The following is a 22,935-nucleotide window of genomic DNA, read 5'->3' on the forward strand; positions in this document are numbered from 1 at the left end:
GAGACGGCCGCCGCACCGCACGCCCTCGAACCACCGGGTGGAAGGGGAAGCGGAAGAAGGGGAAGCGGAAACGGGCGGCACGCGGCCACGGGCCGGTCACGGGAGGTGCACCGGCGGGGGCCGGCGGGGGAGGTCAGCCCTCGACCCAGCCGTGGTTCTTCGCGAACTGGGCCAGCCCGGAGCGCACCTGGAGGATCTGCTCGGCGGTCAGCGAGGGCGCCGCCGTCAGCAGGGCCTCGGTGACGTCGCGGGTGAACTCCTCCGTGCTGAGCACGTCGCACAGGACGTCGTCGTCGGCCGCGAGCGGCTTGCCGTCCGCCCCGCGCGCGAGCCGTACCCCGGAGGCCTTCGGGCCGCGCTCGCCGTCCTCGATCTCGAACTCCACGACGATGCCCCGGCGGACCTGCGACTCGGGCATCAGCATGTCGTTGACGTGCAGGAACACGTCCTCACCGCCGTCGTCGGGCGCGATGAACCCGTAACCCCGCTGGCTGTCGAAGCGCACTACACGACCAGCAACCATCCCAACCCCCAGCGACCTCGCACACCCACGTCGGTGAACCTCACCAGATCGTAGTCACCCCGACGGTCGGGGGCGACCACCACGGCGCACGGGGCGGGCTCCGACGCCGTACGGGAGGCGGATCGGAACTCCGGCCGGCGGCCTTCCCGGCGAGCGGGTTCCGGTCGGCGGTCTTCCCGGCGAGCGGGTCAGGACTCCGCGCCGGCGGCCTTCTCGGCGTCGCGCTGCCGCAGGCGCGCCGCCTCCTTGCGGACCTCGGCCTGGGTCGCGCGCTCCTTCGCCAGCCATTCGGGCCCGGCGTCCTTGATCTCCTGGATCTGCTCGGTGGTCAGCGCCTCCGTGACGCCGCCGCGCGCCAGTCCGGCGATGGACACGCCGAGTTTGGCCGCCACCACCGGACGAGGGTGCGGGCCCTTCTCCCGCAGGGCGCGCAGCCACTCCGGCGGGTTCGCCTGGAGCTCGTTCAGCTCGGCGCGCGTGACGACACCCTCCTGGAACTCGGCGGGGGTGGCGGGGAGGTACACACCCAGCTTCTTCGCCGCGGTCGCGGGCTTCATCGTCTGGGTGCTCTGGTGCGACGTCATGCCGTCCAGGGTATCGGCCGCGAACCGGGCCGCCGACCACAGCCGGTAACCTGGCGGGATGACCGACTCGGCGGATTCCCCCTCGTTCCGGCTCGCGTACGTCCCCGGAGTGACCCCCGCCAAGTGGGCGCGGACCTGGCAGGAGCGCCTGCCCGACGTCCCCCTCGTCCTCCTTCAGGCGACGCCCGCCGAGGCTCCCGCAATGCTGCGCGAGGGCACCGCCGACGCGGCCTTCGTCCGGCTCCCGGTGGACCGTACGGTGTTCAGCGCGATCCCCCTCTACACCGAGACCACGGTGGTCGTGGTCCCCAAGGACCACGTGATCACGGCGGCCGACGAGGTGACGCTCGACGACCTCGCCGACGAGGTGGTCGTCCACCCGCTGGACGACGTCCTCGACTGGGAGCGGCTCCCGGGGGAGCCCGCCTTCGAGCGCCCGGCGACCACGGCCGACGCGATCGAGCTGGTCGCGGCGAACATCGGCGTGCTGGTCGTGCCCCAGTCGCTGGCCCGGCTGCACCACCGCCGCGACCTCACCTACCGGACCCTCGTCGACGCCCCGCAGTCCGGCGTCGCCCTCGCCTGGCCGCAGGACGCCACCACCGACCTGGTCGAGGACTTCATCGGCATCGTCCGCGGCCGCACGGTCAACAGCACTCGTGGCCGGGCCCAGCCGCCGTCGGCCGAGCCGAAGGCCGAGCGTCCCAAGCCGAGGACCGGCGGCGCCCCGCGCAAGGCCGGCTCGGGAAAGACCGGCTCGGGCGGAGCCGCCCGGGGGCGCGCCGGTGGCGCCAAGGGCGGCGGCGGCCGGCGCGGCACCGGCGGCAGGCCCCGCCGCCGCTCGTAGCGGTACCGGGCGTCACGGCACGAAGGTCGCGCTCCGCGCGGTGTCCCCCCGCTCCCCGTCGGCCCGCCCGAGCAGCCCCGCGGCGACCCAGGCGGCCGCCACGCTCCGCACCCGGCCCACCAGCGCTCCCTTCCCGCCGAAGGCCGCCCTCGCCCAGACCTCGTCGAGCAGCGTGGTGCCGTCCGCCCTCGCGGGGTCGGCCACCCCCGAGTCGGTGCCGCCGAAGACGACCCGGGCCGGCGTACGGGACGAGGCCGCCGGGGACGCGGGCGTTCCGCAGAAGGGTCCGTCTGGTGAGGGGCGGTGCCATGTGCTGCTCCTCCGAGGTCCACGGTGTTCGGTACCACGGACAGTGTGCGGAAGATCGACCGGGCGGCAGAGGGGGCGGCGGAGGGTGTCAACGGTGCGGACGGGATCGGCGAGGAGCCGCCGCCGTCAGCCGCCGACCGTGCGGCCGATCGACTCCACCAGCGGCAGCAGGCGGTACGGCACCCGCTCGCGCAGCGCCACCTCGGTGCGGGTGCGGACCACGCCGGGCAGGCTGATCAGCTTCTGGATCACGTCCTCCAGGTGGGCGTTGTCGCGGGCCACCACCCGGGTGAGGAGATCACCGCCGCCGGTGATCGAGAACACCTCCACGATCTCCGGCACGGCGGCCAGCGCGTCGCCGACGTCGTCGAGGTGGCCCTGGGTGACCTCGATGTGCACGAACGCGAGCACGGGGTGGCCCAGGGCGGAGGGGGAGAGGGACGGGCCCGAGCCGGTGATCACGCCCTCGCGCTCCAGCCGGTCGAGGCGGGCCTGGAGCGTGCCGCGAGCCACGCCGAGGATGCGCGCGTACTCCCGCACGCTGGTGCGGGGCTGCTCGAGCAGCAGGCGCAGGATGCGGGTGTCGAGCTGGTCGACGGCCATGGTGCCCGGACTCCTCGTGTTCATCGGTGATCGCGGACGACTGTACCAATGGCCCAGGCGGGCGCATTCCGGGCGGACCGGCCGTTCCTGGTCCGTTGGCCCTTCCATGGTCCTCCCTGAGGAGCAGTCGGTGGGCCAATGGACCAGTCGATTTCCGGCCACTTGAGCCAGCGGCGGCACGGATGCTGTCATGGTGCCGTCGATGGCGCTGCGGATCCCGCGGCGCCTTTTTCATGCCGGTGTTCACGGCTGACCGTTGGGGGCGAGAAGTGCTGAAGAGGGTGTTCACGGCTCCGGATCCGGGGCGGGTGCGGCTGCGGTTCGCCACGCGGGCCGTCCTCGGCATCGGGCTGGCCGTCGTGCTCTGCGGCCTGGCGGGGCACTCCCTGGTCGGTGCCGTCACCGGCGGGCTCGCCGCGCTGCTCGCCCTGTTCACCGTCACCGACGCCACCGTGCGCGGCCAGGCGGTCACCACCGCGCTGCTGCCCGCCGTCGGCCTGCCCGTCCTGGCCGCCGCGGCCCTCCTGCACGACCAGCCCCTGGCCCGCGACCTGACCTTCCTGGCCGTCACCGGCGCGGGCGTGTACGCCCGCCGGTGGGGGCCGCGCGGCCACAGCCTGGGCGTGTTCGCGTTCATGATGTTCTTCGTCGCCCAGTTCCTGCACGCGACCGGGGGACGGCTCCCCAAGCTGGCCGCGGCCGTCGTCCTCTCCGTCCTCGGCGCGGCGGCCGTGCGCTTCGGCCTGTGGTGCTACGAGCGCCGCCTGCCCCCGGCCGCCGTGCCCGCCCCGCCGGGCGGCCGGGGCCTCGCCCGGATCACCACCCGGCAGGCCGTCCAGGCGACGGCCGGCGCGGGCTTCGCGCTCCTCGTGGGCCAGTCGGTGTCCGGGGAACGCTGGTACTGGGCCGTCGGCGCCACGTGGTGGATCTTCGTCAACACCACCTCCCGCGGAGAGACCCTGGTACGCGGCTTCCGCCGGGTGCTCGGCACGGTGATCGGCATCGGCCTCGGCCTCCTCGTCGCCGCCCCCGTGCACGGCGCCGGCGCCCCCACGGCCGCCCTCGTCGCCGTCTGCGTCTTCGGCATCTTCTACACGGCCGCCGTCTCCTACACCTGGATGATGCTCTGGGTGACCCTGCTCGCCGAACTGCTCTACGGGCTCCTCGGCGTGCTCACCCCCGGCCTGCTGGCGGTCCGCCTCGCCGAGACCGGCGTGGGCGCGCTCGGCGCGGGGCTGGCGGTGCTGTTCGTGCTCCCCGTCACCACCCACGCCGTCACCGACGCCTGGATCCAGCGCGCGCTGCGCTGCGTCCACACCGGCACCGCCGAAGCCGCCGCCCGCCTCGCCGGCGACCCCGCCGCCGACCCCGGCGCGCGCGTCGCCGAACTGGAACAGCTCCTCGGCCGGGTCCGGCTCTCCGTCGCCCCGCTCACCCACCCGCTGAACCCGATGCTCGGCCGCAAGGCACGCGCCCGCCGCGTCCTCGACCTGCTCGACGACTGCGCACGCGAGGTCCGCGGACTCGTCGCCGTCGCCGCCGACCCGGAGGCCTCCCACGACGCCCGCCTCGCCGCCGCCTGCTGGCGCGTCCAGGCCGCGGTGGAGGCCCTGACCGACGGGGGCACGGAACACCTCACCCCCGCCGAGCCCCCCTCCGCGGCCGGACCCGCCCTGGCCCACCTGCACGGCCTGGAACGAGCCCTGGCGGAACTGGCCCACCCCCTGCGCACCCCGTCGGGCTCACCGCTGGTGGGAGCCTGAACGTCCGCGGCGCCGCCTCCCCCGCCACGCCCGGCAGGCCGGCGTTCCGGCCCCGACCACGGCTCGCGTCGCCCGGCGAAACCCCGCGGCACGCTGCCGTGTCATCCGCACCGCCTTGGTCTAGACCGCACGTCATCGGCTGCTACCGTCACCCCGGACAACGGCGGCACGAGAGGGGACAGCGGTGGCAGACGTCGGCAGGCGGCCCCGGCGGGCGTTCATCGGGTCGTTCACGGCGGCCGGAGGCCCCGGGATCGTGGCGGCGGCCGTGGACCCGAGCGACGGCGCACTGACCGTCCTGAGCAGCGTGGACGGCCTTCCCGATCCCTCGTACCTGACCCTGTCGCCGGGCGGCGGCACGCTCTACGCCGTCAGTGAGACCGCCGAGGGCGCGGTGGCCGCGTACAGCCTGGCCGGGGAGGTCCCGGAGCAGGCCGGACCGGCCGTGCCGGTCGGCGGCGGTCCCACCCACCTCACCGTGTTCGACGGCCACGTCGTGACCGCCGACTACGGATCCGGCAGTGTCACCGCCGTGCCCGTCCGGCCCGACGGCACCCTCGCCCCGGTGCCCTCCGGCGTGCTCCACCACAGCGGCTCCGGCCCCCACACCCCGCGCCAGCAGGGGCCGCACGCCCATCAGGTCCAGGCCGACCCGAGCGGACGCCGGCTGGTCAGCGTGGACCTCGGGACGGACTCGGTGCGGGTGTGCGACCTCCGCGACGGCAGGCCGGTCCTGCACCGGGAGTTCGCCCTGCGCCCCGGCTCCGGCCCCCGTCACCTGGCCTTCCATCCGGACGGCGGCCACGCGTACGTCGTCAACGAACTCACCCCGACCGTGACCGTCTGCCGCTGGGACGCCCCGGACGGCTCGCTGAAGCCGCTGGCGGAGGTGCCCGTGCTGCCGGGCGCGCCCGCCGGGGACGCCCACCCGTCCGGCATCGTCGTCTCGCCCGACGGACGGTTCGTGTGGACGGCCACCCGCGGCGAGGACGTGCTGTCGGTGTTCGCCGTCGAGGGCGGCGGAGAGGCACTGCGCCTCATCGGCACCGTGCCCTGCGCGGGCCGCTGGCCGCGGGCGCTCACCGAGTCCGCCGGCTTCCTGTACGTCGCCAACGAGCACTCCGGCGACGTGACCTGGTTCGCCCTCGACCCGTCGACCGGCCTGCCCCGCCGCGGCGGCTCGATCCCGGTGCCGGCGGCGTCCTGCGTGGTCTTCGGCTAGGGCCTCTCGGTTTGGATCATGCCGGGCTCGCGGGCCCCGGTGCCGCCCCTCGCCGCGTTGTCGTCGGTCGCCAGGGCTCCGCCCTGACTCCCTCCTCCGCCTTGCGATGAACGGCACCGGACCCCGCTCCCTGATCCGGCCTCATCCAAACGAAAGACCCTATTCCCCGAACCCGCCAGGAGCCCGGGGCCCACTCGTCGGCTCCGCACCCCGGCCCGCAGGCACGACGAAGGGCCCGCTCCCCGGTCGGGAGCGGGCCCTTTCGGCGTCCGTGCAGGTCGTACGGGCTCGCGCCCGCGTCACTTACGACTGGCGGGCAGGCGTGCCCTGCGGCTGCTGCGGCGCGATCCCCAGCGCCGTCGTGTACTTGGCCAGGGCGAGCTTGCCGATGGCCGGGTACGGGCCGAGCGCGTCGGCGGACGCGCACTCCGCCTCCCTGGCCGCCTCCTCCAGCAGGGTGGAGTCGATCTCCGGACCGATGAGGTACGGCGCCAGGGCCAGCTGCTGGGAGCCGGAGCCGCGCAGCTGCTCGGCCACGGAGGCGATGGAACCCTCCTGGTCGAGGGCCGCCGCCATCACCGGCACGGCGAGGCGCGCCGCGAGCAGCATGCCGGTGATGCCGGCGGCCTGCACGGCCTCCTCGCCGCCCACGGTGGCGAGGATGATGCCGTCCGCGGCCGTGGCGACGGTGAACAGGCGGGCGCGGTCGGCGCGGGCCAGACCGGCCTCGGACAGCCGCACGTGCAGCGCCTCGGCGAGCAGCGGGTGCGGGCCGAGCGCGTCGGTCAGGTCGGCCGCGACGCGGCTCTCCATGACGGCCTGGCGGACCTGGCGCAGCAGCGCGCTGTCCGGCCCGGCCAGCAGCGGTACGACGACGGCGACCGGGCCGTCGGGCTCCTTGGCGTCCACCCCGGCGGCGAGGGCCTGCTCGTAGCGGGCGGTGCGCTCGTCGGCGGCGTGCGCCAGGACGGACTGGAGGCTGGGGAATTCGGCGTCGTCCCCGTCGAGGTACCCGATGCGCGCGTCGAGGCCGGGAAGCTCGGAGCGGGCGATGCTCACGACTTCCTCGGCGAGGCCGCGGGTGGCGGCGCTCGGCGTACCCGGCACCGCGAGAACGAGCGCGGGCGCGCCCTCGGGAGCCGCCAGGGGCTCGGGTCGGCGGTGCCGCCCGGGCTGGCGGGGGCGCGGCATTCGTACAGGGAGGCCGGACGCGGGCCCAGTGGGGGAGCTCATGGCGCCGCATGTTACTGGCTTCCTGGGCTCCCCTGTTCGGGGAGGGTGCAGGTGAGCGGTATCCGTCCGGTTTTGTCTGATGAGTTACGTACGGATCAGAAGTGATCGGCGTGTGTTGCGGGCGACTTGCCCCTGAAGGGTTCAATTCCCCTTTTCCGTCATGACGCGCCGTTCACCCGCGGGGCCACGCAGAGCATGGTCCCGTCGACCGGCAGGCCGAGCGTGCCGGCCGTGAGCGCGAGGGCGATGCGGACGGCGCCGTCCAGCGGATCGCCGGCGGCCGCCACCCGCCGGGCGTACGGCAGCCGCCGCGCCAGTTCCTCCGCCAGCGGTACGAGGAGGGGGTCGCCCAGTTCCACGAGGCCGCCGGTGACGGCGACGCGGGGGCGGGGTCCGGCGTCCGGCGGGCAGACCGCGGCGGCCGAGTCGGCCATGTGCCGGGCCGCCGCGCGCAGGATGTCCGCGGCGACCGGGTCGGCCGGCGCGCAGGCGGCCACGCGGGGCGCGAAGGCGGCGAGGACGGCGGCGCGGTCGGGGCGCGGGTAGAGCAGACCGGGCAGACCCGGCACCGGTCCGAACTGCTCCTCGGCGCCGGCCAGGAGGGCGGCGGAACCGCCGGACCGGCCGTCGTGGGCGCGCAGGGCGGCCTCCAGGCCGGCCCGCCCGATCCACGCGCCGCCACCGCAGTCGCCCAGCAGATGACCCCACCCGTCGGCGCGCTGCCAGGACGTCAGGTCCGTGCCGATCGCGATCAGTCCGGTCCCGGCGGCCAGCACGACGCCCGGCCCGGTGCCGAGGGCGCCGGCGTAGGCGGTGACGGCGTCGGCGGCCAGGGCGGTGGTGCCCACCCCGAACTCCCGCGCCAGCGCGCCCGGCAGTTCGGCCCGCAGCGCGCCGCCGAGGGTGGCGAGACCGGCGGCGCCGACCACCGCCGTGACCGGCCGGGACACTCCGGTCTCCGCCACCAACGACCGCACCATGGGCACCAGTTGTGCCATCAGATGCTCGGGGTCGATGCCCCGCGCGCCGGTGCGCACGGGACTTCGTGACGACCGTACGACGGGTGCGCCGCCGTCGGGCGTGGCGAGGGCCACCCGCAGTCCGGAACCGCCCGAGTCCACGGCGAGGACGCCGGGAGAGGGTTCCGGAACCGCGGGGGAGGTCACGGCAGGCGCCAGTCCACGGGTTGACCGCCCTGCCGGATCAGCAGGTCGTTGGCCCGGCTGAACGGCCGGGAACCGAAGAAGCCCCGGTCCGCCGACATGGGGGAGGGGTGCGCCGACTCCACCGAGGGCAGGTCGCCGAGGAGCGGACGCAGGTTGCGGGCGTCGCGGCCCCACAGGATCGACACCAGCGGCTTGCCGCGGGCGGCGAGCGCCCGGATCGCCTGCTCGGTGACCTCCTCCCAGCCCTTGCCGCGATGGGCCGCGGGTTTGCGCGGGGCCGTGGTGAGCGCCCTGTTGAGCAGCAGCACCCCCTGCCGCGTCCACGGTGTCAGGTCGCCGCTGGACGGCTGGGGCAGTCCCAGGTCGGTGTTCAGCTCCCGGTAGATGTTGACGAGGCTGCCGGGCAGCGGCCGTACCTCGGGTGCCACCGAGAAGGACAGGCCCACCGCGTGGCCCGGCGTCGGGTAGGGGTCCTGTCCGACGATCAGGACGCGGACCTCGTCGAAGGGCTGCTGGAAGGCCCGCAGGACGTTGGGCCCGGCGGGGAGGTAGGTGCGCCCGGCGGCGATCTCCGCGCGCAGGAAGTCGCCCATCTCGGCGATCCGTCCGGCCACGGGTTCGAGGGCCTTCGCCCAGCCCGGTTCGACGATCTCATGCAAGGGTCGTGGTGCCACGGGCGTCACCCTACTGCCGTACGGGCGGCGGCGATCAACCGGTGGCCAGGACCCCGCGCTTCACCCGTCGGCCTCATCCGACCACCGCGGCCCTCACACAGAGCACGTCCGGCAGGTGCGAGGCCAACTGCCGCCAGCTGTCGCCGTCGTCGGCCGAGGCGAACACCTCGCCGTTGCGGTTGCCGAAGTACACGCCCGCCGGGTCCGCGTCGTCCGTGCAGAGCGCGTCGCGCAGCACGGTGCCGTAGTGGTCCTCCTGCGGCAGACCGGCCGACAGCGGCTCCCAGCTCTTGCCCGCGTCCGTCGTGCGGTAGACCCGGCAGCGGTGGTCGGCGGGCACCCGGTCCGCGTCGGCGTTGATGGGGAAGACGTACGCCGTGTCCGCGCGGTGGGGGTGCGCGGCGGCGGCGAAGCCGAAGGTGGACGGCAGGCCGGCGCCGATGTCCGTCCAGTGGGCGCCCGCGTCGTCGCTGCGGTACACCCCCCAGTGGTTCTGCAGGTACAGCCGGTCCGGGTCGGCCGCGTCCCGCGCGACCTTGTGCACGCACTGGCCGAACTCCGGGTTCGGATCCGGCAGGAACACCGCGGAGACACCGGAGTTGGAAGGCGCCCAGCTCGCGCCGCCGTCGGTGGTGCGGAACACGCCGGCCGTGGACACGGCCACCGTCACCGCCCGTGGGTCCCGCCGGTCGGTGAGCACCGTGTGCAGGCCCTCACCGCCGCCGCCCGGCACCCATCGGGAGCGCGTCGGGTGCTCCCACAGCGGACGGACCAGCTCGAAACTCTCCCCGCGGTCCTCGGAGCGGTACAGCGCGGCCGGTTCCGTGCCCGCGTACACCACGTCCGGCTCGCCGGCGGCCGGGTGCAGCTGCCACACCCGCTCCAGCGAAGCCCCGGTGTCCTGGGGGAACCTGACGGCCGGTTTCGCCGGTTCGGTCCAGGTCCGGCCGAGGTCGTCGGAGTGGAACACCGACGGGCCCCAGTGGGCGCTGTCCCCGCCGGCGAGGAGCCGCGTGCGGCCGCCCCGGGTGTCGATCGCGACCGAGTAGATCGCCTGTGCGTTGAAGCAGGGGGACGCGTCGAACTCCCAGCCGCTCCCGCGCCTCCGTCCGATGAACAGGCCCTTGCGCGTGCCCACGGCGAGCAGTACCTCGGTCATGCCGGTCACCTCCGTTGTGCTGTGACGTCCTTGTCCCAGCCACCGGCCAGTCTGCACCCGGCCACTGACAGTCACCCCTGGAGCGGCCGTCGCCGCAGGTCACCGCGGCGGCGACGGTCCGGGACCGCAAGGTGTCGGCCACCTTCGGCGGGAGTCCCGCGCGCCCGCCGCGTCCGTGGCACCGTCGGGACGGAGGACTCGTCCTGAGCATCCGGACCGCCGGGCCCGTATGGGAGGGCGGCCGGGATGTTCACGCGCTCATGAGGAGGAAGCCTTCGATGGCGTTCCGTGGTCCGGGAGTGTGGCTGTGGCGCTGGCGGCGCAATCCGCTCAAACGGCGCTCCGACACGGTGGAGGCCTGGGTGGTGCTCGGCGCCTGGGTGCTGACCGTCGTGTGCGGCGTGCTGGCCGGCTGGACGGCCGCCCGCTCCGTCGAGCAGGGTCTGGCCCGGGAGCGCGCCGAGTGGCGGCCGGTCGCGGGACGCCTCACCGAGCGGGCGCCCGGAAGGGCCACCGCGCACTCCGGCGAACGGGTCTGGGCCGAGGCCGGCTGGACCGCGCCCGACGGCTCCGCCCGCACCGGTCAGGTCAGGGTGGCTCCGGGCAGCGCCGCCGGCACCACGGTGACGGTGTGGACGGACCGCCGGGGCCGTCCGGTCACGGAGCCCGCCACCGCCGCCCAGGCCCGGGTGCGGGCCTGGCTCGTCGGCGGCCTGGCGGGCGTGACCGTGGGGGTCCTGCCGTGCGCCGGCGGCCGGTACCTGCGCGGCCGGCTGGAGCGCCGTCGGATCGAGCGCTGGGCCGTGGAGTGGGCCCTGTTCGACGCGGTGCGGGGACGGCCCGCGGGCTGAGCGGGCCGTCCGGCGTCAGGAGCGCGCCTCGGCCGTGGCCTTGAGGTCGTGCAGCCATGTCTCCAGACCCCCGCCGAGAGCGGCGGTGGCGGTGGGCACGTCCGCCTCGACCTGGGAGCCGGTCCAGGTCCCCTCGGTGTGGACGTGGACGCGGCCCCCGACCTTCGTGAAGGTCCACAGGTGGATTCCCTCGTCGATGCGCAGCCCCTCGCCGACCGCCGGGCCGCGCCACAGCACGCAGTGCCCCCGCCGGATCTCCTGGACCGTGGACGTGATGCCGAGGGTGGTGGCGGGGGTCGTCGGGGTGGCGGGCACCGGCGTCGTCCAGTGGAACCGCGAACCCCGGCGCAGCGGGCCGGTGTCGAGGCGCTCCGAGCCGGTGACGGGGGGCTGCCGGGACGGCCAGCGCTCCACGTCGGTCTGGAGCTTCCACACGGTGCTCATCGGCGCGTCGATCACGATGTCGGACTCGTACCGGATCAGGGCGGAGTCGTCCACGCCCTGCCCGCGGCACCCGTCCCGGTGCGCGGTCCGGGCGGGGGCCGACGGGGTCGACCGCGCGGACTCGGCGGCCGGGGCGGTCGTCGTCCCGAGCACACCGGCGAGGGCGAGCGGGACGGCGACCGCGGCGGCCCGGCGCGAGCCCCTTCGGGAGCGCGTGGCGGAGGACGGCGGCTGGTCCTGGAGCGGGGCCCGGGACTTCGTCGAGGTCCTGGAACGCGTGCTGATCACGGGGTTTCCTTCGTTCGGTGGATCGGGTGGGGCGCCGCGTGCCCGAGGCGGTCGCGCGACGGTGGAGCGCGCCGTCCGGGCGGACGGCGGCGGCGCTCGGCCGCGGGTGCGGGCTGCTAGGGGGTGAGCAGGGTCTTTCCGGGCTGCTACGGGGTGAGTACGACCTTCCCGGCGACGGTCCCGGACTCGGCCAGCCGCAGGGCGTCGGCGACCTGGGCGAGCGGCAGCCGGGCGGCGATCTGGGCGGTGACCTCGCCGCGCTCGAGGGCGGCGAAGACCTGGGCGAGGTCGGCGCGCAGCCGGGCCCGGAACCGGTCGCGGGACAGGGCCCGTCCGGCCCACACGTTGAAGAAGAAGGCGTGGCGCCCGTTGGGCAGGGCGTTCCACAGCCACACCCGGCCGAGCAGCTTGAGCACGGGGAGCCGGCCCGAGCCCTCGTCGTCCCGGGTGGAGGCGCTGCCGTAGGAGACGAGCGTGCCGCCCGGGGCGAGGAGGCGCCAGGAGTCGACGATGCCGGGGCCGCCCACGTGGTCGAAGACGGCGTCCACCCCGCCGGGGGCGAGGGCGCGGACACGCGCGGGGACGTCGTCGGTGCGGTAGTCGACGGGCTCCACGCCCTTGTCCCGCAGGGCGGCGTGGTGGCGGGCGGAGGCGGTCCCGATCACCCTGGCGCCCGCCGCCCGGGCGAGCTGGACCAGTACCGAGCCGACACCGCCGTTGGCCCCGTGCACCAGAACGGTCTGGCCCGCGCGGACCCGTGCCCTGCGGTGCAGCATCTGCCAGGCGGTGATGCCGTTGACCACCAGCGTCTCCGCCTCCGCCGCGCCCACCCCGGCGGGCACCGGCACCACGTCCGCCGCGTCGACGAGCACGTGGCTGGCCCAGCCGCCGACCTTCACCAGCGCGGCCACCCGCAGGCCGGCGAGGCCCGGCTCGACGCCCGCGCCGGACGCCAGGACGGTGCCGACCAGGTCGTAGCCGGGCACGAAGGGGAACGGCGGCTGGTCGTAGTACCGGCCGCGCCGCATCTGCTGCTCGGCGAAGGAGATCCCGGTCGCCTCCATCCGGACGACGACCTGTCCCGGGCCGGGGGCGGGCACGACGCCGTGTCGCAGGTGCAGCCCCTCGGGCTCCACCTTGCCGGGCAGGACGACCTCGACGAGTTCTTCGGCGTTCACGACGACCTCCATGCGGTCCGCTGAGTTACGTGCTTTCGTGTTCGTTATAAGTTGTAACTCATGCGAAGGGGGGTGTCAATCGCTTTCGTGACACCCTCTAACTGAAGCTGCCCCCGTGCGGCCTCCGCTGCCCCTGGGCCCCGGACCCTCGTCAGCCGTCAGCCGTCAGCCGTCAGCCGTCGGCGGGCGACGGCGCCCGCCCCGGCGTCCCGTCCAGGCCGGCGCCGTCGGGCAGGGTGCCGAAGGGGTGCCCCCGGGCGTCGCCGAGCCGGGTCGCGCGGAAGGCGTCGGAGACCGCGGGCGGCACGTGCCGGACCAGGAAGGGCGCCGGGAGGGTGAGGGCCGTGCGCTCCACGAGCCGCCGGGCTCCCGCCCGCGTGACCTCGCCGAGCCCGGAACTGAGCCCGGCCGTCGCCGCGTTCGGCCGGGCATCCGCCCCGTGGGCCAGGGCGAGTTCGGCGAAGAAGACGTCCGCGGTGGCGGGTTCGCGGGCCGATGCCCCGAGGTGTCGAGGGCGTTGACGTTGCCCGAGCCCTCCCGGATCGACGGCGGGGGGAGCCTCACGGTGGTGCCGGGGCGTGCCGGACTCCTCCCCGTGGCCGTTGCCGCCGAGGCGTTCCAGGGCCTCCGCCGGGCAGGCCGGCTCCCGCTCGACGACCCGGTACGTGCCGACGGCCGTCGCGATCCGCCGGAAGACCCGCTGGCCCGCGTCGCCGCATGCCGCCCGGACACCTCCGCCGGGGAACTGGCGGCGCTTCTGAGGTCGTTGGGGGAGTGGGCCGCCCGGGGCCGGGCCCTGCTCGCGCACCTCGAGCGGGCCGATCGGCCCGCCGACCGCTTCACCGCCTTCGCGGCCGTCGTGCGCCACCTCCTCGCCGACCCGGCCCTGCCCCCCCGAACTGCCGCCGGCGAACCGGCCCGGCGCCGCGCTGCGCGCCGCCCGCGTCGGGTTCCAACGGGAGATGGCCGTTCGCACGCGTGAACGCGTGCGAACGCGCGTGACGGCCGGAGGGGGCGCGTGCGGGGCGCCTCCTCCGGCCGCCCGTGGGGGGAACGCCCGGTCTGCGGGATGCTCGGCCTACTTGTAGACGACGTCCGAGCTGGAGTACTTGCAGTACGTGCCGTCGGGGCCCGAGCCGTTCGTCGTCGGCTCGTCGCCGTCGTCGTTGCCGATGTACTTCTGGCAGGGGACGATCTTCTTGCTGGTGTCCCCGACGATCGTGATGCCCCGCAGGGTCGCGCTGTCACCGTAGTTGGTGTTGATGCCGACGAGCTTGCCGCCCTTGTAGGTGGCCTCGATGGTGTTGAGGTTGATCGTCCGCTTGTACTGCGTGGAGCAGTTGCCGCACGAGCGGATGAAGGTGCCGAAGTTCTTGACGGCGAAGTTGGAGACGTTCAGCGTCCCGGCGCCGTTGAACTGGAAGACCTTGTCGCTGGCTTCCTTCGCCCCGCCCCCGACGACGTTGTAGACGTTGGACGACGACGAGCCGCGGAAGGTCGCCGCGTCCTCGCCGACGTCCTCCCACCAGACGTTCTGGAGCGTGCAGCTGCCCTTGCAGTGGATGCCGTCGGCCGCGGGGGCGCCGATGATGACGTTCTTGAGGACCGCGCCGGCGGCCAGCTCCAGGATGGGGCCCTGGTCCTCGTCCTGGCTGCCGCTGCCCAGGTCGCCCGTGCCGTACAGGCGCTTCATCCCGTAGTCCTTGGTGCCGGAGACCGAGATGGTGGCGGAGACGGCCTGGCTGCCGTTCGCGGTGGGCCAGGTGGCCGCGCTCGCCGGAGTGAGCGCCCCACTAGCCATGATCATGCCAACCGCGAGGCCGACGGCGGCCAGTGAGCCCGTCAGGGCGCGCCCGCGGGGGCGTGTGTGTGCTGGGGAAGTCATGTCCCGATGCCTTCTTCCAGGTGGGGGATGGTCGAAGTTCTCCGGTGGTCGCGCCGGACGTCGCCGGAACGACACGTGATTCGTATATGTGAACTCTGTTCTTGATGTTGAACATACTGCTCGAGCAGCGTGGAGCCTCGCGGGTCACGGCGAGCGGCTCGTCCACACTTCTGAACGGAACGTAGAGGGCAAGCGCTTTCTAGTCAACGCCCCGCGCAGAAGACGGCGGAAGTCGTCCGACGGTGACGGCCGACCGGTGGGGCTCTGCGGAACGAGGCCGTGGGAGCGCTTCCATGGAAGGCATGTCCATGCCACTATGCGGGGTCCGGACGAACTCCGCCCGCTGAACCCTCCTTCCGTGCACGACGAGCCGTCAACAGAAGGGACCGGCGTGATCACCCCCGAATCCCTCAGGAGAGCGCTGCGTTCGGTACTCGCGGTGCTGCTCCTGCTCACCGGCGTCCTGCTCGCCGCCCCCACCGCCTCCGCCCGGCCGCCCTCCGTGCCGGCGGCGGTCCCGCCCGCTATCCTCACCGAGGTCACCGGCTTCGGCGCCAACCCCAGCGACCTGCGGATGTACGTGTACGCGCCGGCCGGCGTCACCGCCCACCCCGCCGTCCTCGTCGCCGTGCACTGGTGCGGGGGCTCCGGCCCGGCCATGCACTCGGGCACCGAGTACGCCCAACTCGCCGACCGGTACGGCTTCGTGATCGTCTACCCGTCCGTCACCCGGAGCAGCAAGTGCTTCGACGTCTCCTCGCCGCAGGCGCTCCGCCGTGACGGGGGCAGCGACCCCGTCGGGATCAAGTCGATGATCGACTGGGTGAGCGCCGCCTACTCCGCCGACACCTCGCGCGTGTTCGCCACCGGCATCTCCTCCGGCGCGATGATGACCAACGTCCTGCTCGGAGACTATCCCGACGTGTTCGCGGCGGGCGCCGCGTTCGCCGGGGTCCCGTTCGGCTGCTTCGCCACCACCGACGGCTCCGAATGGAACAGCGCCTGCTCCGGCGGCACCGTCGTCCGCACCCCGCAGCAGTGGGGCGACCTGGTGCGAGGCGCCCATCCCGGCTACACCGGGCCCCGGCCGCGCATGCAGCTGTGGCACGGCACCGAGGACGACGTGCTGCGCTACCCCAACTTCGGCGAGGAGATCAAGCAGTGGACCGAGGTGCGGGGGATCGGCCAGACCCCGTCCGCCACCGACTCGCCGCAGACCGGCTGGACCCGCACCCGCTACGGCGGCACCGGTGACCGGGCCCCGGTGGAGGCCATCAGTCTCCAGGGCGTCGGCCACAACCTCTACGCGTGGGGCATGGCCGCCCGGGTGCTCACCTTCTTCGGCCTGGACGCCGGCGGCGGGCCCGGACCGGACCCCCAGCCCACGGACTCCTGCAGGGTGACCGTGTCCACCAGCGCGTGGAACACCGGTCTGACCGCCTCGGTGACCCTCACCAACACCGGCACCTCGACGGTGAACGGCTGGCGGCTCGGCTTCACCCTGCCCGCCGGACAGACCGTCACCAACGGCTGGGGCGCCACCTACACCCCGGCCTCCGGGGCGGTGACGGCCACGAACGCGTCGTACAACGGCACGCTCGCGCCGAATGCGAGCGTCACCCTCGGCTACCAGGCGAGCCACACGGGCGACAGCCGGGCGCCCTCCGCCTTCACGCTGAACGGGACGCAGTGCGCACCGGGCTGATGCCGCTCGCCGCGGGCGGTGCGTGAGTCCGGGGGCGGGAGAGCGGTCGCGGCGACGCCACGTCGTCGCGACCGGGGCCCCGCCCCCGGCGGTACGGAGGGGCGCGGAGGACGGCCGACGGCGTGGTGAGGCTGTTCGCCGACGGGAGACGGGCCCGTGTCTTCACCGCCGCGGCGCCGGGTGCCACGAGCGCCGCGGTGCCCGGGGCACCCGGGCCCAGGGCTCACACCGACCGGTGGTACTGGTCGGGCACCCGCACCTCGGCGCCCCTCTCGCGGGCCGCCTGCCGTGCCCAGGAGGGGTTGCGCAGCAGCTCGCGGCCGAGCAGCACCGCGTCGGCCTCGCCGTTGACCAGGATCTTCTCGGCCTGTCCCGCGTCGGTGATCAGACCCACCGCGGCGACCGGCATCGGCGTCTCGGCCTTCACCCGCGCGGCGAACGGGACCTGGTAGCCCGGACCGACCGGGATGTGCGCGCCCGAGGCGTTGCCGCCGGTGGACACGTCGAGCAGGTCCACGCCGTGCGCGTGCAGCTCACGGGCGAAGCGGACCGTCTCGTCGGGGGTCCAGCCGTCCTCCTCCAGCCAGTCGGTCGCGGAGATGCGGAAGAACAGCGGCTTGTCGTCGGGCCACACGGCCCGTACGGCGTCGACGACCTCCAGCGCGAACCGGGTGCGGTTCTCGTAGGAGCCGCCGTACTCGTCGGTGCGGTGGTTGGAGTGCGGGGAGAGGAAGTTGCCGATCAGGTAGCCGTGGGCGCCGTGGATCTCGGCGATCTCGAAGCCGGCGGCGAGAGCACGCCGCGCCGCGTCCTGGAACTCGCCCACGATCTCCGCGATGTGATGAGCGGTCAGTTCGCTCGGCACCGGGTGGGTCGCGGCGAAGGGGACCGGGCTCGGGCCCACCGGCTGCCATCCGTGCGCCTCCGGCCCCACGGGCGCCCCGCCCTTCCAGGGCCGGTCGGTGGAGGCCTTGCGGCCGGCGTGGGCGAGCTGGATCGCGGGGACGGTGCCCTGCCCGACGAGGAACCGGGTGATCCGCCGGAACGCCTCGACCTGGGTGTCGTTCCAGATGCCGAGGTCGTACGGCGAGATGCGGCCCTCCGGGGACACGGCGGTGGCCTCGACGATGATCAGGCCGGTGCCCCCCGTCGCGCGGGCCGCGTAGTGCGCGAGGTGCCAGTCGGTGGCGACGCCGGTCAGCGGGCCCTCGGGGGCGGCCGAGTACTGGCACATGGGCGGCATCCACACCCGGTTGGGGATCGTCACGTCGCGCAGGGAGTAGGGCTGGAAGAGCGCGCTCACGGCGGACTCCATTCGTCACGGGGCCGGTGGTCGACTTATACGATAGGCATCGTAGTACGTCGAGTGTCAAACTACGATGGATCTCGTACCATGGGGATTCCCGACGAAGTGGAGCCGCCGTGACCTCCCCCGCAGTGAGCAGCCGTGATCTTCCGCATCCGGCGCGCGAGGAGATCCGGCTGGAGGCCGTGCTGCACGCGCTCTCCGATCGGATGCGCCTGCGGATCGTGCGGGAGCTCGCCGCCGACGGCGACGAGCTCTCCTGTTCCCACTTCGACCTGCCGGTCACCAAGTCGACCACCACGCACCACTTCCGGGTGCTGCGCGAAGCCGGCGTCCTCCGGCAGGTCTACCGGGGCACTGCCAAGATGAACGGCCTGCGCAAGGACGACCTAGACGACCTCTTCCCGGGGCTTCTCGACACCGTCCTCGACGCCGCCGACCGCGAGGCCCGGCGTCTTCGCGCGGGGTGAACCGGCGCTCGGACCACCCCTTCGGGGAAGGTGGTTGAACAGCAGGTTCAGGACGATCGCGGTCACGCAGCCCGCGCTGATACCGCTGTTCATCACGGTCTGGAACCAGTCGGGGAACTTCTCGTAGACCGTCGGTACGCCCACCGGCAGCACGCCCATCGCCACCGACACGGCCACCACGGTCAGGTTGTGGTTGCCCTCGAAGTCGACCTCGGCCAGCGTCCGCAGCCCGCTCGCCGCGACGGTCCCGAACATCACGAGGCCCGCACCGCCGAGAACCGGCGCCGGAACCGCCGCCACCACCGCGCCCAGCTTGGGCAGCAGGCCGAGCAGGACGAGGATTCCGCCGGCGGTGGCCACGACCCAGCGGCTGCGCACCCGGGTCATGCCCACCAGCCCCACGTTCTGCGCGTACGCCGTGTAGGGGAAGGTGTTGAAGACGCCGCCCAGCACGGTCGACAGGCCGTCGGCGCGCAGGCCGTCGGAGAGGGAGCGCGGGTCGACCCTGCGGCCGGTCATCTCGCCGACCGCGATGAAGTCACCCGTCGTCTCCGTCATGGACACCAGCGCCACGACCAGCATGGAGACGATCGCCGACGCCTCGAAGACGGGAGCCCCGAAGTGGAACGGCGTGCTGATGCCGACCCAGTCGGCGTCGGCGACCCCGCCGAAGTCGGTGAAACCGAACGGGACGGCGACCGCGAGACCCACCACGATGCCGACCAGCACCGCGATCCGGCTCAGGAAGGCCGGCGCGAACCGCTGCACGCCCAGCACCACCGCCAGCACGAACGCGGCGAGCGCGATGTTCTCCGGCTCCCCGAAGTCCGCCGAACCGGCCCCGCCCGCCGCCCAGTTGCCCGCGACCGGCAGCAGGGAGACACCGATGACCAGGATGACCGTGCCGGTGACGAGCGGCGGGAAGAACCTCAGCAGCCTGCCGAACACGGGCGCCAGCAGCACGATCGCCAGCCCGGCCACGATCACCGAGCCGTAGATCGCGGGCAGCCCGCCGCCCGTCGTTCCGATCAGCACCATCGGCGACACCGCCGCGAAGGTACAGCCCTGCATGATCGGCAGCCGTACGCCGAAGCGCCAGAAGCCCACGCACTGGACGAGCGTGGCTATGCCGCACACCAGCAGATCGGCGGTGATCAGATACGCCAGGTCGGCGGGTGACAGCTTCATCGCGCCGCCCACGATCAGCGGCACGGCGACCGCGCCCGCGTACATCGCGAGCACGTGCTGGAGGCCGAATGCGGCCAACTGCCGTGCGGGTGGCACCTCGTCGACGGGATGAACGGGCGTGGTCGTGGCCATGGGCACTCCAGGGCGGCGGCGGGAGACGGGGGGTGTGGGTGTGGGTGTGGGGGAGTGGAGGGGCGACATCCGGACAGCACGAGACCGTACGAGGCTTGAACAGTTTGTTGATTTCGCGGACGTTGCCGCTGTGTGTCCCTTACACCGATCCGCGTCGGCCCCGCTCCGGAGCGCAGTGCGGCGCGGCGTAGCGCGGCCCGGTCCGGGAGCTTCGCCACGTCCCGCCCCGGTCGGGCGCCCCGTGCCGCCCCGGCCCGCCCGGCACGCCGTGCGGCGGAGTTCCCGCGAAGTGGGCGTCAGAGCATCGCGCGCATCCGCGTGATCTCCGTCGTCTGCTCCGCGACGACGTCGTCGGCCATCTCCTCGATCCGTACGTTGTTCCCCTGCGCCTTGACGTCCGCGGCCATGGTGACGGCCCCCTCGTGGTGAGTGATCATCAAGGTCAGGAAGAGCTGGTCGAAGGCCTTGCCGCTCGCCGCCCGCAGCTTCTTCAGCTGCGTCTCGGTCGCCATCCCGGGCATCGTGGCGTGCTTGTGTCCGCCACCCGCGCCGCCGCCCTCCTCGTCGTAGGTCGCCAGCCAGCTCTCCATGGCCTCGATCTCCGGGCCCTGTGCGGCGGTGATCCGGGAGGCGAGCGCCTTGACCTTCGCCGACTCGCCCTGTTCCGCGGCGAGTCCGGTCATCTCCAGGGCCTGGCGGTGGTGCTCGATCATCATCCGGGCGAAGTCGATGTCCGCACGGTTGGGGGTGTCGTCGTCGACGCGCTGCTCCGCCGCGTCCTGCGCGGAGAGCGTCCGGTTGGGCTCCCCCGGCTTCCCCGGCACGATCACCGACGGCCCGGCGGCCGCGCCCGACCCGGAGTCCGACCCGGCGTCGCAGCCCGTCAGGGCCAGGGCGAACAGCGCGGCTGCGGCAAGGGACGCACGGCGGACGGGCACAACGACCTCCAGGTGCTGGCGAGTTCAGAACCGGCCATGGGCGGACGGACGATCCGGGACCGTCCTGGTACGAGTCTGCGCCTCACTGATCGAAAACATTCATGACAAGTGCGTTGCCGACTATTGATCTGTGCATGATGAAGACGATACTTCGGGGGACCGTGAACCGTTCCCTGCGGACGGCGACTAGGGAGGACGCAGTGACCCTGTTGAACGAATCCCGAACGCGGCACAGACGGCTGGGAGTTGTCGCGGCCTGTGCCGGACTCCTGGCCACGCTGCTCTCGGCGGTGCCGGCCGCCGCGACCCCCGACCCGGGGGACGGCCCGGCCGTGGAGCGCGAGGTGTCCCGGAAGGCGCAGGCCGACGTGGCCGAGGCGATCGCCGACGGCGAGATACCGGGCCAGGACGAGATCGTCCACTCCGCCAACATCGAGCACCTCGCCAACATCCCCAAGGACCTGCTGCCCGGCACCAACACGGACCTGGCCTTCCAGGGCAAGTACGCCTTCTCCGGCAACTACGACGGCTTCCGCGTCTTCGACATCAGCGACCCGAAGGCCCCGAAGACGGTCTCCCAGGTGCTGTGCCCCGGCTCGCAGAACGACGTCTCCGTCTCCGGCGACCTGCTGTTCCTGTCCACCGACTCCTCGCGCAGCGACAGCAGTTGCAACAGCACCACGCAGCCCGCGACCGAGAAGTCCTCGTGGGAGGGCATGAAGGTCTTCGACATCAGCGACAAGGCGAACCCGAAGTACGTCGCCGCCGTCGAGACCGCCTGCGGTTCGCACACCCACACGCTGGTGCCCGAGCGCAAGAACGTCTACGTCTACGTCTCGTCGTACTCGCCCAACGCGGCCTACCCCGACTGCCAGCCCCCGCACGACGGCATCTCGATCATCAAGGTGCCGCGCAAGGCGCCGGAGAAGGCCGCGATCGTGAACTTCCCGGTGCTGTTCCCGGGTGAGGGGCCGGACGGCGGCGGCAACCCGGGCGGGCCCACCAACCCCGGCGTCTCCAAGACGACCGGATGCCACGACATCACCGTGCTGCCGGAGAAGGACCTGGCGGCGGGCGCCTGCATGGGCGACGGCATCCTGTTCTCGATCAAGGACCCGGAGAACCCGAAGGTCATCGACCAGGTCCAGGACAACGTGAACTTCGCGTTCTGGCACTCGGCGACCTTCAACCAGAAGGCGAACAAGGTCGTCTTCACCGACGAGCTGGGCGGCGGCGGCGCGGCCACCTGCACCGCGGAGATCGGCCCGGACAAGGGCGCCGACGGCATCTACGACATCGCCGGCAAGGGCGACAAGCGCAAGCTCGTCTTCCGCAGCTACTTCAAGATCGACCGTCCCCAGGCCCCGACCGAGGTCTGCGTGGCGCACAACGGCTCGCTGATCCCGGTCAAGGGCAAGGACATCATGGTCCAGGCCTGGTACCAGGGCGGCGTCTCCGTCTGGGACTTCACCGACTCCGCCCACCCGAAGGAGATCGCCTACTTCGAGCGCGGCCCGGTCGACACCGAGCGGCTGACGACCGCCGGCCCCTGGTCGGCGTACTACTACAACGGCTACATCTACTCGAACGACATCGCCAAGGGCTTCGACGTGCTGAAGATCGACGACCGGCGCACGGACCCGGCGAAGCACGTGCGACTGCGTGAGCTGAACGTCCAGACGCAGCCGGACTACTTCGACTGATCGACGGCTTTCGGCCCGCCCGCGGGCTCCGTCTGTTCCGTGGGCCCCGTCCGGTCCGCCGGTTCCGGCGGATCCGGCGGATCCGCGGGCCCCGGATCGGACGCGGTCGGCCGGCCCGTCGCGAAGAAGCGTGAGAAATCGGTGTCACACGTCCCGCCGGGCGCCTCGGTGTCCGGCGGGACCCCCTGGGCCCAGTCCAGCCGGTACCGCGTGAACAGCTCGGCCCGCAGCGGCGTCAGGGGCATTCCCACGTTCGGCAGCACCATCGCGTAGACGGCGCCCATGAGCAGGGAGCGCAGCATCGGGTAATCGGCGTCGACGTCCGACGAGCCGTGCCGGACCACGGTGTCCCGCAGCAGCTCGGCCAGCCGCCGCTGCTCGGGGCACTGCACGAACCCCTCCGCCTGGAGCAGTCCCGCCATGTGCTGGCGCATCAGCACCGTCCGGTCCCGGGCCAGCCCCAGGATCGCGTCGACGGCCCGCGCCATCCGCTCCCGGCCGTCCTCGACCCGCGGCTCGCGCTCCAGCGCCTCCTCCAGCGTGCGGTGCATCAGCCGGTGCACGGCCGACTGCACCAACTGGCGCTTGCCCGGAAAGTAGTACGACACCAGACCGCGGGCCGATCCCGCCCGGTCCGCGATGGCGCCGAGCGTCGTCGCCTCGTACCCGCGCTCGCTGACCAGCTCTACGGCCGCCTGGAGGAGCCGCTCCCGGGAACGCCGACGCAATTCTTCATTGACCGAGGCGCTGCGCGGGGACATCCT

22 protein-coding genes and 1 pseudogene are annotated in these 22,935 nt (G+C 73.5%); 7 read left to right on the forward strand and 16 right to left on the reverse strand.

The window, feature by feature from the left end:
* Positions 1-133: 133 nt before the first annotated feature.
* The gene (locus tag ACH4N1_RS29125; protein WP_363090272.1) at positions 134-523 is read right to left on the reverse strand and encodes a cold shock domain-containing protein; all 390 of its coding nucleotides are present in this window, start codon (positions 521-523) and stop codon (positions 134-136) included.
* 188 nt (positions 524-711) lie between these two features.
* Positions 712-1,107 carry a DUF5997 family protein gene (locus ACH4N1_RS29130; RefSeq protein WP_366058415.1) on the reverse strand — a complete coding sequence of 132 codons (396 nt, stop codon included), beginning with the start codon at positions 1,105-1,107 and terminating at the stop codon, positions 712-714.
* A gap of 58 nt (positions 1,108-1,165) precedes the next feature.
* Between ACH4N1_RS29130 and ACH4N1_RS29135 the strand changes: the two genes are divergently transcribed.
* On the forward strand, positions 1,166-1,954 hold the full coding sequence (locus tag ACH4N1_RS29135) for a LysR family substrate-binding domain-containing protein (RefSeq protein WP_398101765.1): 789 nt from the start codon (positions 1,166-1,168) through the stop codon (positions 1,952-1,954).
* Between the two features lie 12 nt (positions 1,955-1,966).
* Here the strand turns inward: ACH4N1_RS29135 and ACH4N1_RS29140 are convergent, their stop codons facing one another.
* Positions 1,967-2,158, reverse strand: coding sequence for a hypothetical protein (locus tag ACH4N1_RS29140; protein ID WP_398101768.1), 192 nt, complete (start codon positions 2,156-2,158; stop codon positions 1,967-1,969).
* Between the two features lie 231 nt (positions 2,159-2,389).
* Positions 2,390-2,866 (reverse strand): Lrp/AsnC family transcriptional regulator, encoded by a 477-nt coding sequence (locus ACH4N1_RS29145; RefSeq protein ID WP_366058413.1) that lies wholly within the window; start codon positions 2,864-2,866, stop codon positions 2,390-2,392.
* 269 nt (positions 2,867-3,135) lie between these two features.
* On the opposite strand from ACH4N1_RS29145, the gene ACH4N1_RS29150 reads away from it, so the two are divergent.
* Complete coding sequence (locus ACH4N1_RS29150) at positions 3,136-4,629, forward strand: FUSC family protein (RefSeq protein ID WP_398101770.1); 1,494 nt, start codon at positions 3,136-3,138, stop codon at positions 4,627-4,629.
* A 184-nt stretch (positions 4,630-4,813) separates the two neighbouring features.
* Complete coding sequence (locus tag ACH4N1_RS29155) at positions 4,814-5,851, forward strand: lactonase family protein (RefSeq protein WP_398101773.1); 1,038 nt, start codon at positions 4,814-4,816, stop codon at positions 5,849-5,851.
* A gap of 303 nt (positions 5,852-6,154) precedes the next feature.
* Here ACH4N1_RS29155 and ACH4N1_RS29160 read toward each other — a convergent pair whose 3' ends face one another.
* The 4 genes from ACH4N1_RS29160 to ACH4N1_RS29175 form a co-directional block, all read right to left on the reverse strand.
* Complete coding sequence (locus tag ACH4N1_RS29160) at positions 6,155-7,084, reverse strand: sirohydrochlorin chelatase (protein ID WP_398101776.1); 930 nt, start codon at positions 7,082-7,084, stop codon at positions 6,155-6,157.
* A gap of 158 nt (positions 7,085-7,242) precedes the next feature.
* Positions 7,243-8,250 (reverse strand): N-acetylglucosamine kinase, encoded by a 1,008-nt coding sequence (locus ACH4N1_RS29165; protein ID WP_398101779.1) that lies wholly within the window; start codon positions 8,248-8,250, stop codon positions 7,243-7,245.
* Positions 8,247-8,924: a uracil-DNA glycosylase gene (locus ACH4N1_RS29170; RefSeq protein ID WP_398101782.1), complete on the reverse strand. Its 678-nt coding sequence runs from the start codon at positions 8,922-8,924 to the stop codon at positions 8,247-8,249. Before ACH4N1_RS29170 ends, ACH4N1_RS29165 begins: the two co-directional genes overlap by 4 nt.
* A 73-nt stretch (positions 8,925-8,997) precedes the next feature.
* Entirely contained in the window at positions 8,998-10,083 is a 1,086-nt protein-coding gene (locus tag ACH4N1_RS29175; protein ID WP_398101785.1) for a WD40/YVTN/BNR-like repeat-containing protein, read from the reverse strand.
* A gap of 278 nt (positions 10,084-10,361) precedes the next feature.
* Between ACH4N1_RS29175 and ACH4N1_RS29180 the strand changes: the two genes are divergently transcribed.
* A complete protein-coding gene (locus tag ACH4N1_RS29180) occupies positions 10,362-10,934 on the forward strand; it encodes a hypothetical protein (protein ID WP_398101788.1) in 573 nt (190 codons plus the stop codon).
* A gap of 15 nt (positions 10,935-10,949) precedes the next feature.
* Here ACH4N1_RS29180 and ACH4N1_RS29185 read toward each other — a convergent pair whose 3' ends face one another.
* The 4 genes and pseudogenes from ACH4N1_RS29185 to ACH4N1_RS29200 all read right to left on the reverse strand — a co-directional run bounded on the left by ACH4N1_RS29185 (position 10,950) and on the right by ACH4N1_RS29200 (position 14,729).
* Complete coding sequence (locus ACH4N1_RS29185; protein ID WP_398101886.1) at positions 10,950-11,531, reverse strand: SRPBCC family protein; 582 nt, start codon at positions 11,529-11,531, stop codon at positions 10,950-10,952.
* A 281-nt stretch (positions 11,532-11,812) separates the two neighbouring features.
* The gene (locus ACH4N1_RS29190) at positions 11,813-12,856 is read right to left on the reverse strand and encodes a medium chain dehydrogenase/reductase family protein (RefSeq protein ID WP_398101791.1); all 1,044 of its coding nucleotides are present in this window, start codon (positions 12,854-12,856) and stop codon (positions 11,813-11,815) included.
* Between the two features lie 160 nt (positions 12,857-13,016).
* Positions 13,017-13,583: pseudogene (locus tag ACH4N1_RS29195) on the reverse strand (DNA alkylation response protein); the annotation flags it as partial.
* Between the two features lie 339 nt (positions 13,584-13,922).
* The gene (locus ACH4N1_RS29200) at positions 13,923-14,729 is read right to left on the reverse strand and encodes a pectate lyase (RefSeq protein WP_398101794.1); all 807 of its coding nucleotides are present in this window, start codon (positions 14,727-14,729) and stop codon (positions 13,923-13,925) included.
* Between the two features lie 316 nt (positions 14,730-15,045).
* Here ACH4N1_RS29200 and ACH4N1_RS29205 point away from each other — a divergent pair, with 316 nt between their 5' ends.
* Positions 15,046-16,434, forward strand: coding sequence for a PHB depolymerase family esterase (locus ACH4N1_RS29205; protein WP_398101797.1), 1,389 nt, complete (start codon positions 15,046-15,048; stop codon positions 16,432-16,434).
* A gap of 223 nt (positions 16,435-16,657) precedes the next feature.
* Here the strand turns inward: ACH4N1_RS29205 and ACH4N1_RS29210 are convergent, their stop codons facing one another.
* Complete coding sequence (locus ACH4N1_RS29210) at positions 16,658-17,737, reverse strand: NADH:flavin oxidoreductase/NADH oxidase (protein ID WP_398101800.1); 1,080 nt, start codon at positions 17,735-17,737, stop codon at positions 16,658-16,660.
* Between the two features lie 119 nt (positions 17,738-17,856).
* Between ACH4N1_RS29210 and ACH4N1_RS29215 the strand changes: the two genes are divergently transcribed.
* The gene (locus ACH4N1_RS29215) at positions 17,857-18,210 is read left to right on the forward strand and encodes an ArsR/SmtB family transcription factor (protein ID WP_398101803.1); all 354 of its coding nucleotides are present in this window, start codon (positions 17,857-17,859) and stop codon (positions 18,208-18,210) included.
* Here ACH4N1_RS29215 and ACH4N1_RS29220 read toward each other — a convergent pair.
* Both ACH4N1_RS29220 and ACH4N1_RS29225 read right to left on the reverse strand, forming a co-directional pair.
* Complete coding sequence (locus tag ACH4N1_RS29220; protein WP_398101806.1) at positions 18,130-19,530, reverse strand: nucleobase:cation symporter-2 family protein; 1,401 nt, start codon at positions 19,528-19,530, stop codon at positions 18,130-18,132. The two genes, ACH4N1_RS29215 and ACH4N1_RS29220, sit on opposite strands and share 81 nt — an antisense overlap.
* Before the next feature lie 296 nt (positions 19,531-19,826).
* Positions 19,827-20,468, reverse strand: coding sequence for a DUF305 domain-containing protein (locus ACH4N1_RS29225; protein WP_398101809.1), 642 nt, complete (start codon positions 20,466-20,468; stop codon positions 19,827-19,829).
* A 200-nt stretch (positions 20,469-20,668) separates the two neighbouring features.
* On the opposite strand from ACH4N1_RS29225, the gene ACH4N1_RS29230 reads away from it, so the two are divergent.
* A complete protein-coding gene (locus ACH4N1_RS29230) occupies positions 20,669-22,171 on the forward strand; it encodes an LVIVD repeat-containing protein (protein WP_398101812.1) in 1,503 nt (500 codons plus the stop codon).
* Here ACH4N1_RS29230 and ACH4N1_RS29235 read toward each other — a convergent pair.
* Positions 22,159-22,932, reverse strand: coding sequence for a TetR/AcrR family transcriptional regulator (locus ACH4N1_RS29235; RefSeq protein WP_398101815.1), 774 nt, complete (start codon positions 22,930-22,932; stop codon positions 22,159-22,161). The two genes, ACH4N1_RS29230 and ACH4N1_RS29235, sit on opposite strands and share 13 nt — an antisense overlap.
* Positions 22,933-22,935 lie beyond the last annotated feature (3 nt).

Origin of the sequence: Streptomyces sp. NPDC017202, from assembly GCF_044331705.1 — a bacterium.
In the GTDB taxonomy this organism is placed as follows: domain Bacteria; phylum Actinomycetota; class Actinomycetes; order Streptomycetales; family Streptomycetaceae; genus Streptomyces.

Excerpts from the sequence above, each read along its gene's own strand:
- ACH4N1_RS29125 (WP_363090272.1), bottom strand. The coding sequence starts at position 523 with ATGGTTGCTGGTCGTGTAGTGCGCTTCGACAGCCAGCGGGGTTACGGG.
- ACH4N1_RS29130 (WP_366058415.1), bottom strand. The coding sequence starts at position 1,107 with ATGACGTCGCACCAGAGCACCCAGACGATGAAGCCCGCGACCGCGGCG.
- ACH4N1_RS29135 (WP_398101765.1), top strand. The coding sequence starts at position 1,166 with ATGACCGACTCGGCGGATTCCCCCTCGTTCCGGCTCGCGTACGTCCCC.
- ACH4N1_RS29145 (WP_366058413.1), bottom strand. The coding sequence starts at position 2,866 with ATGGCCGTCGACCAGCTCGACACCCGCATCCTGCGCCTGCTGCTCGAG.
- ACH4N1_RS29160 (WP_398101776.1), bottom strand. The coding sequence starts at position 7,084 with ATGAGCTCCCCCACTGGGCCCGCGTCCGGCCTCCCTGTACGAATGCCG.
- ACH4N1_RS29175 (WP_398101785.1), bottom strand. The coding sequence starts at position 10,083 with ATGACCGAGGTACTGCTCGCCGTGGGCACGCGCAAGGGCCTGTTCATC.
- ACH4N1_RS29180 (WP_398101788.1), top strand. The coding sequence starts at position 10,362 with ATGGCGTTCCGTGGTCCGGGAGTGTGGCTGTGGCGCTGGCGGCGCAAT.
- ACH4N1_RS29190 (WP_398101791.1), bottom strand. The coding sequence starts at position 12,856 with ATGGAGGTCGTCGTGAACGCCGAAGAACTCGTCGAGGTCGTCCTGCCC.
- ACH4N1_RS29200 (WP_398101794.1), bottom strand. The coding sequence starts at position 14,729 with ATGACTTCCCCAGCACACACACGCCCCCGCGGGCGCGCCCTGACGGGC.
- ACH4N1_RS29205 (WP_398101797.1), top strand. The coding sequence starts at position 15,046 with ATGCGGGGTCCGGACGAACTCCGCCCGCTGAACCCTCCTTCCGTGCAC.
- ACH4N1_RS29220 (WP_398101806.1), bottom strand. The coding sequence starts at position 19,530 with ATGGCCACGACCACGCCCGTTCATCCCGTCGACGAGGTGCCACCCGCA.
- ACH4N1_RS29235 (WP_398101815.1), bottom strand. The coding sequence starts at position 22,932 with ATGTCCCCGCGCAGCGCCTCGGTCAATGAAGAATTGCGTCGGCGTTCC.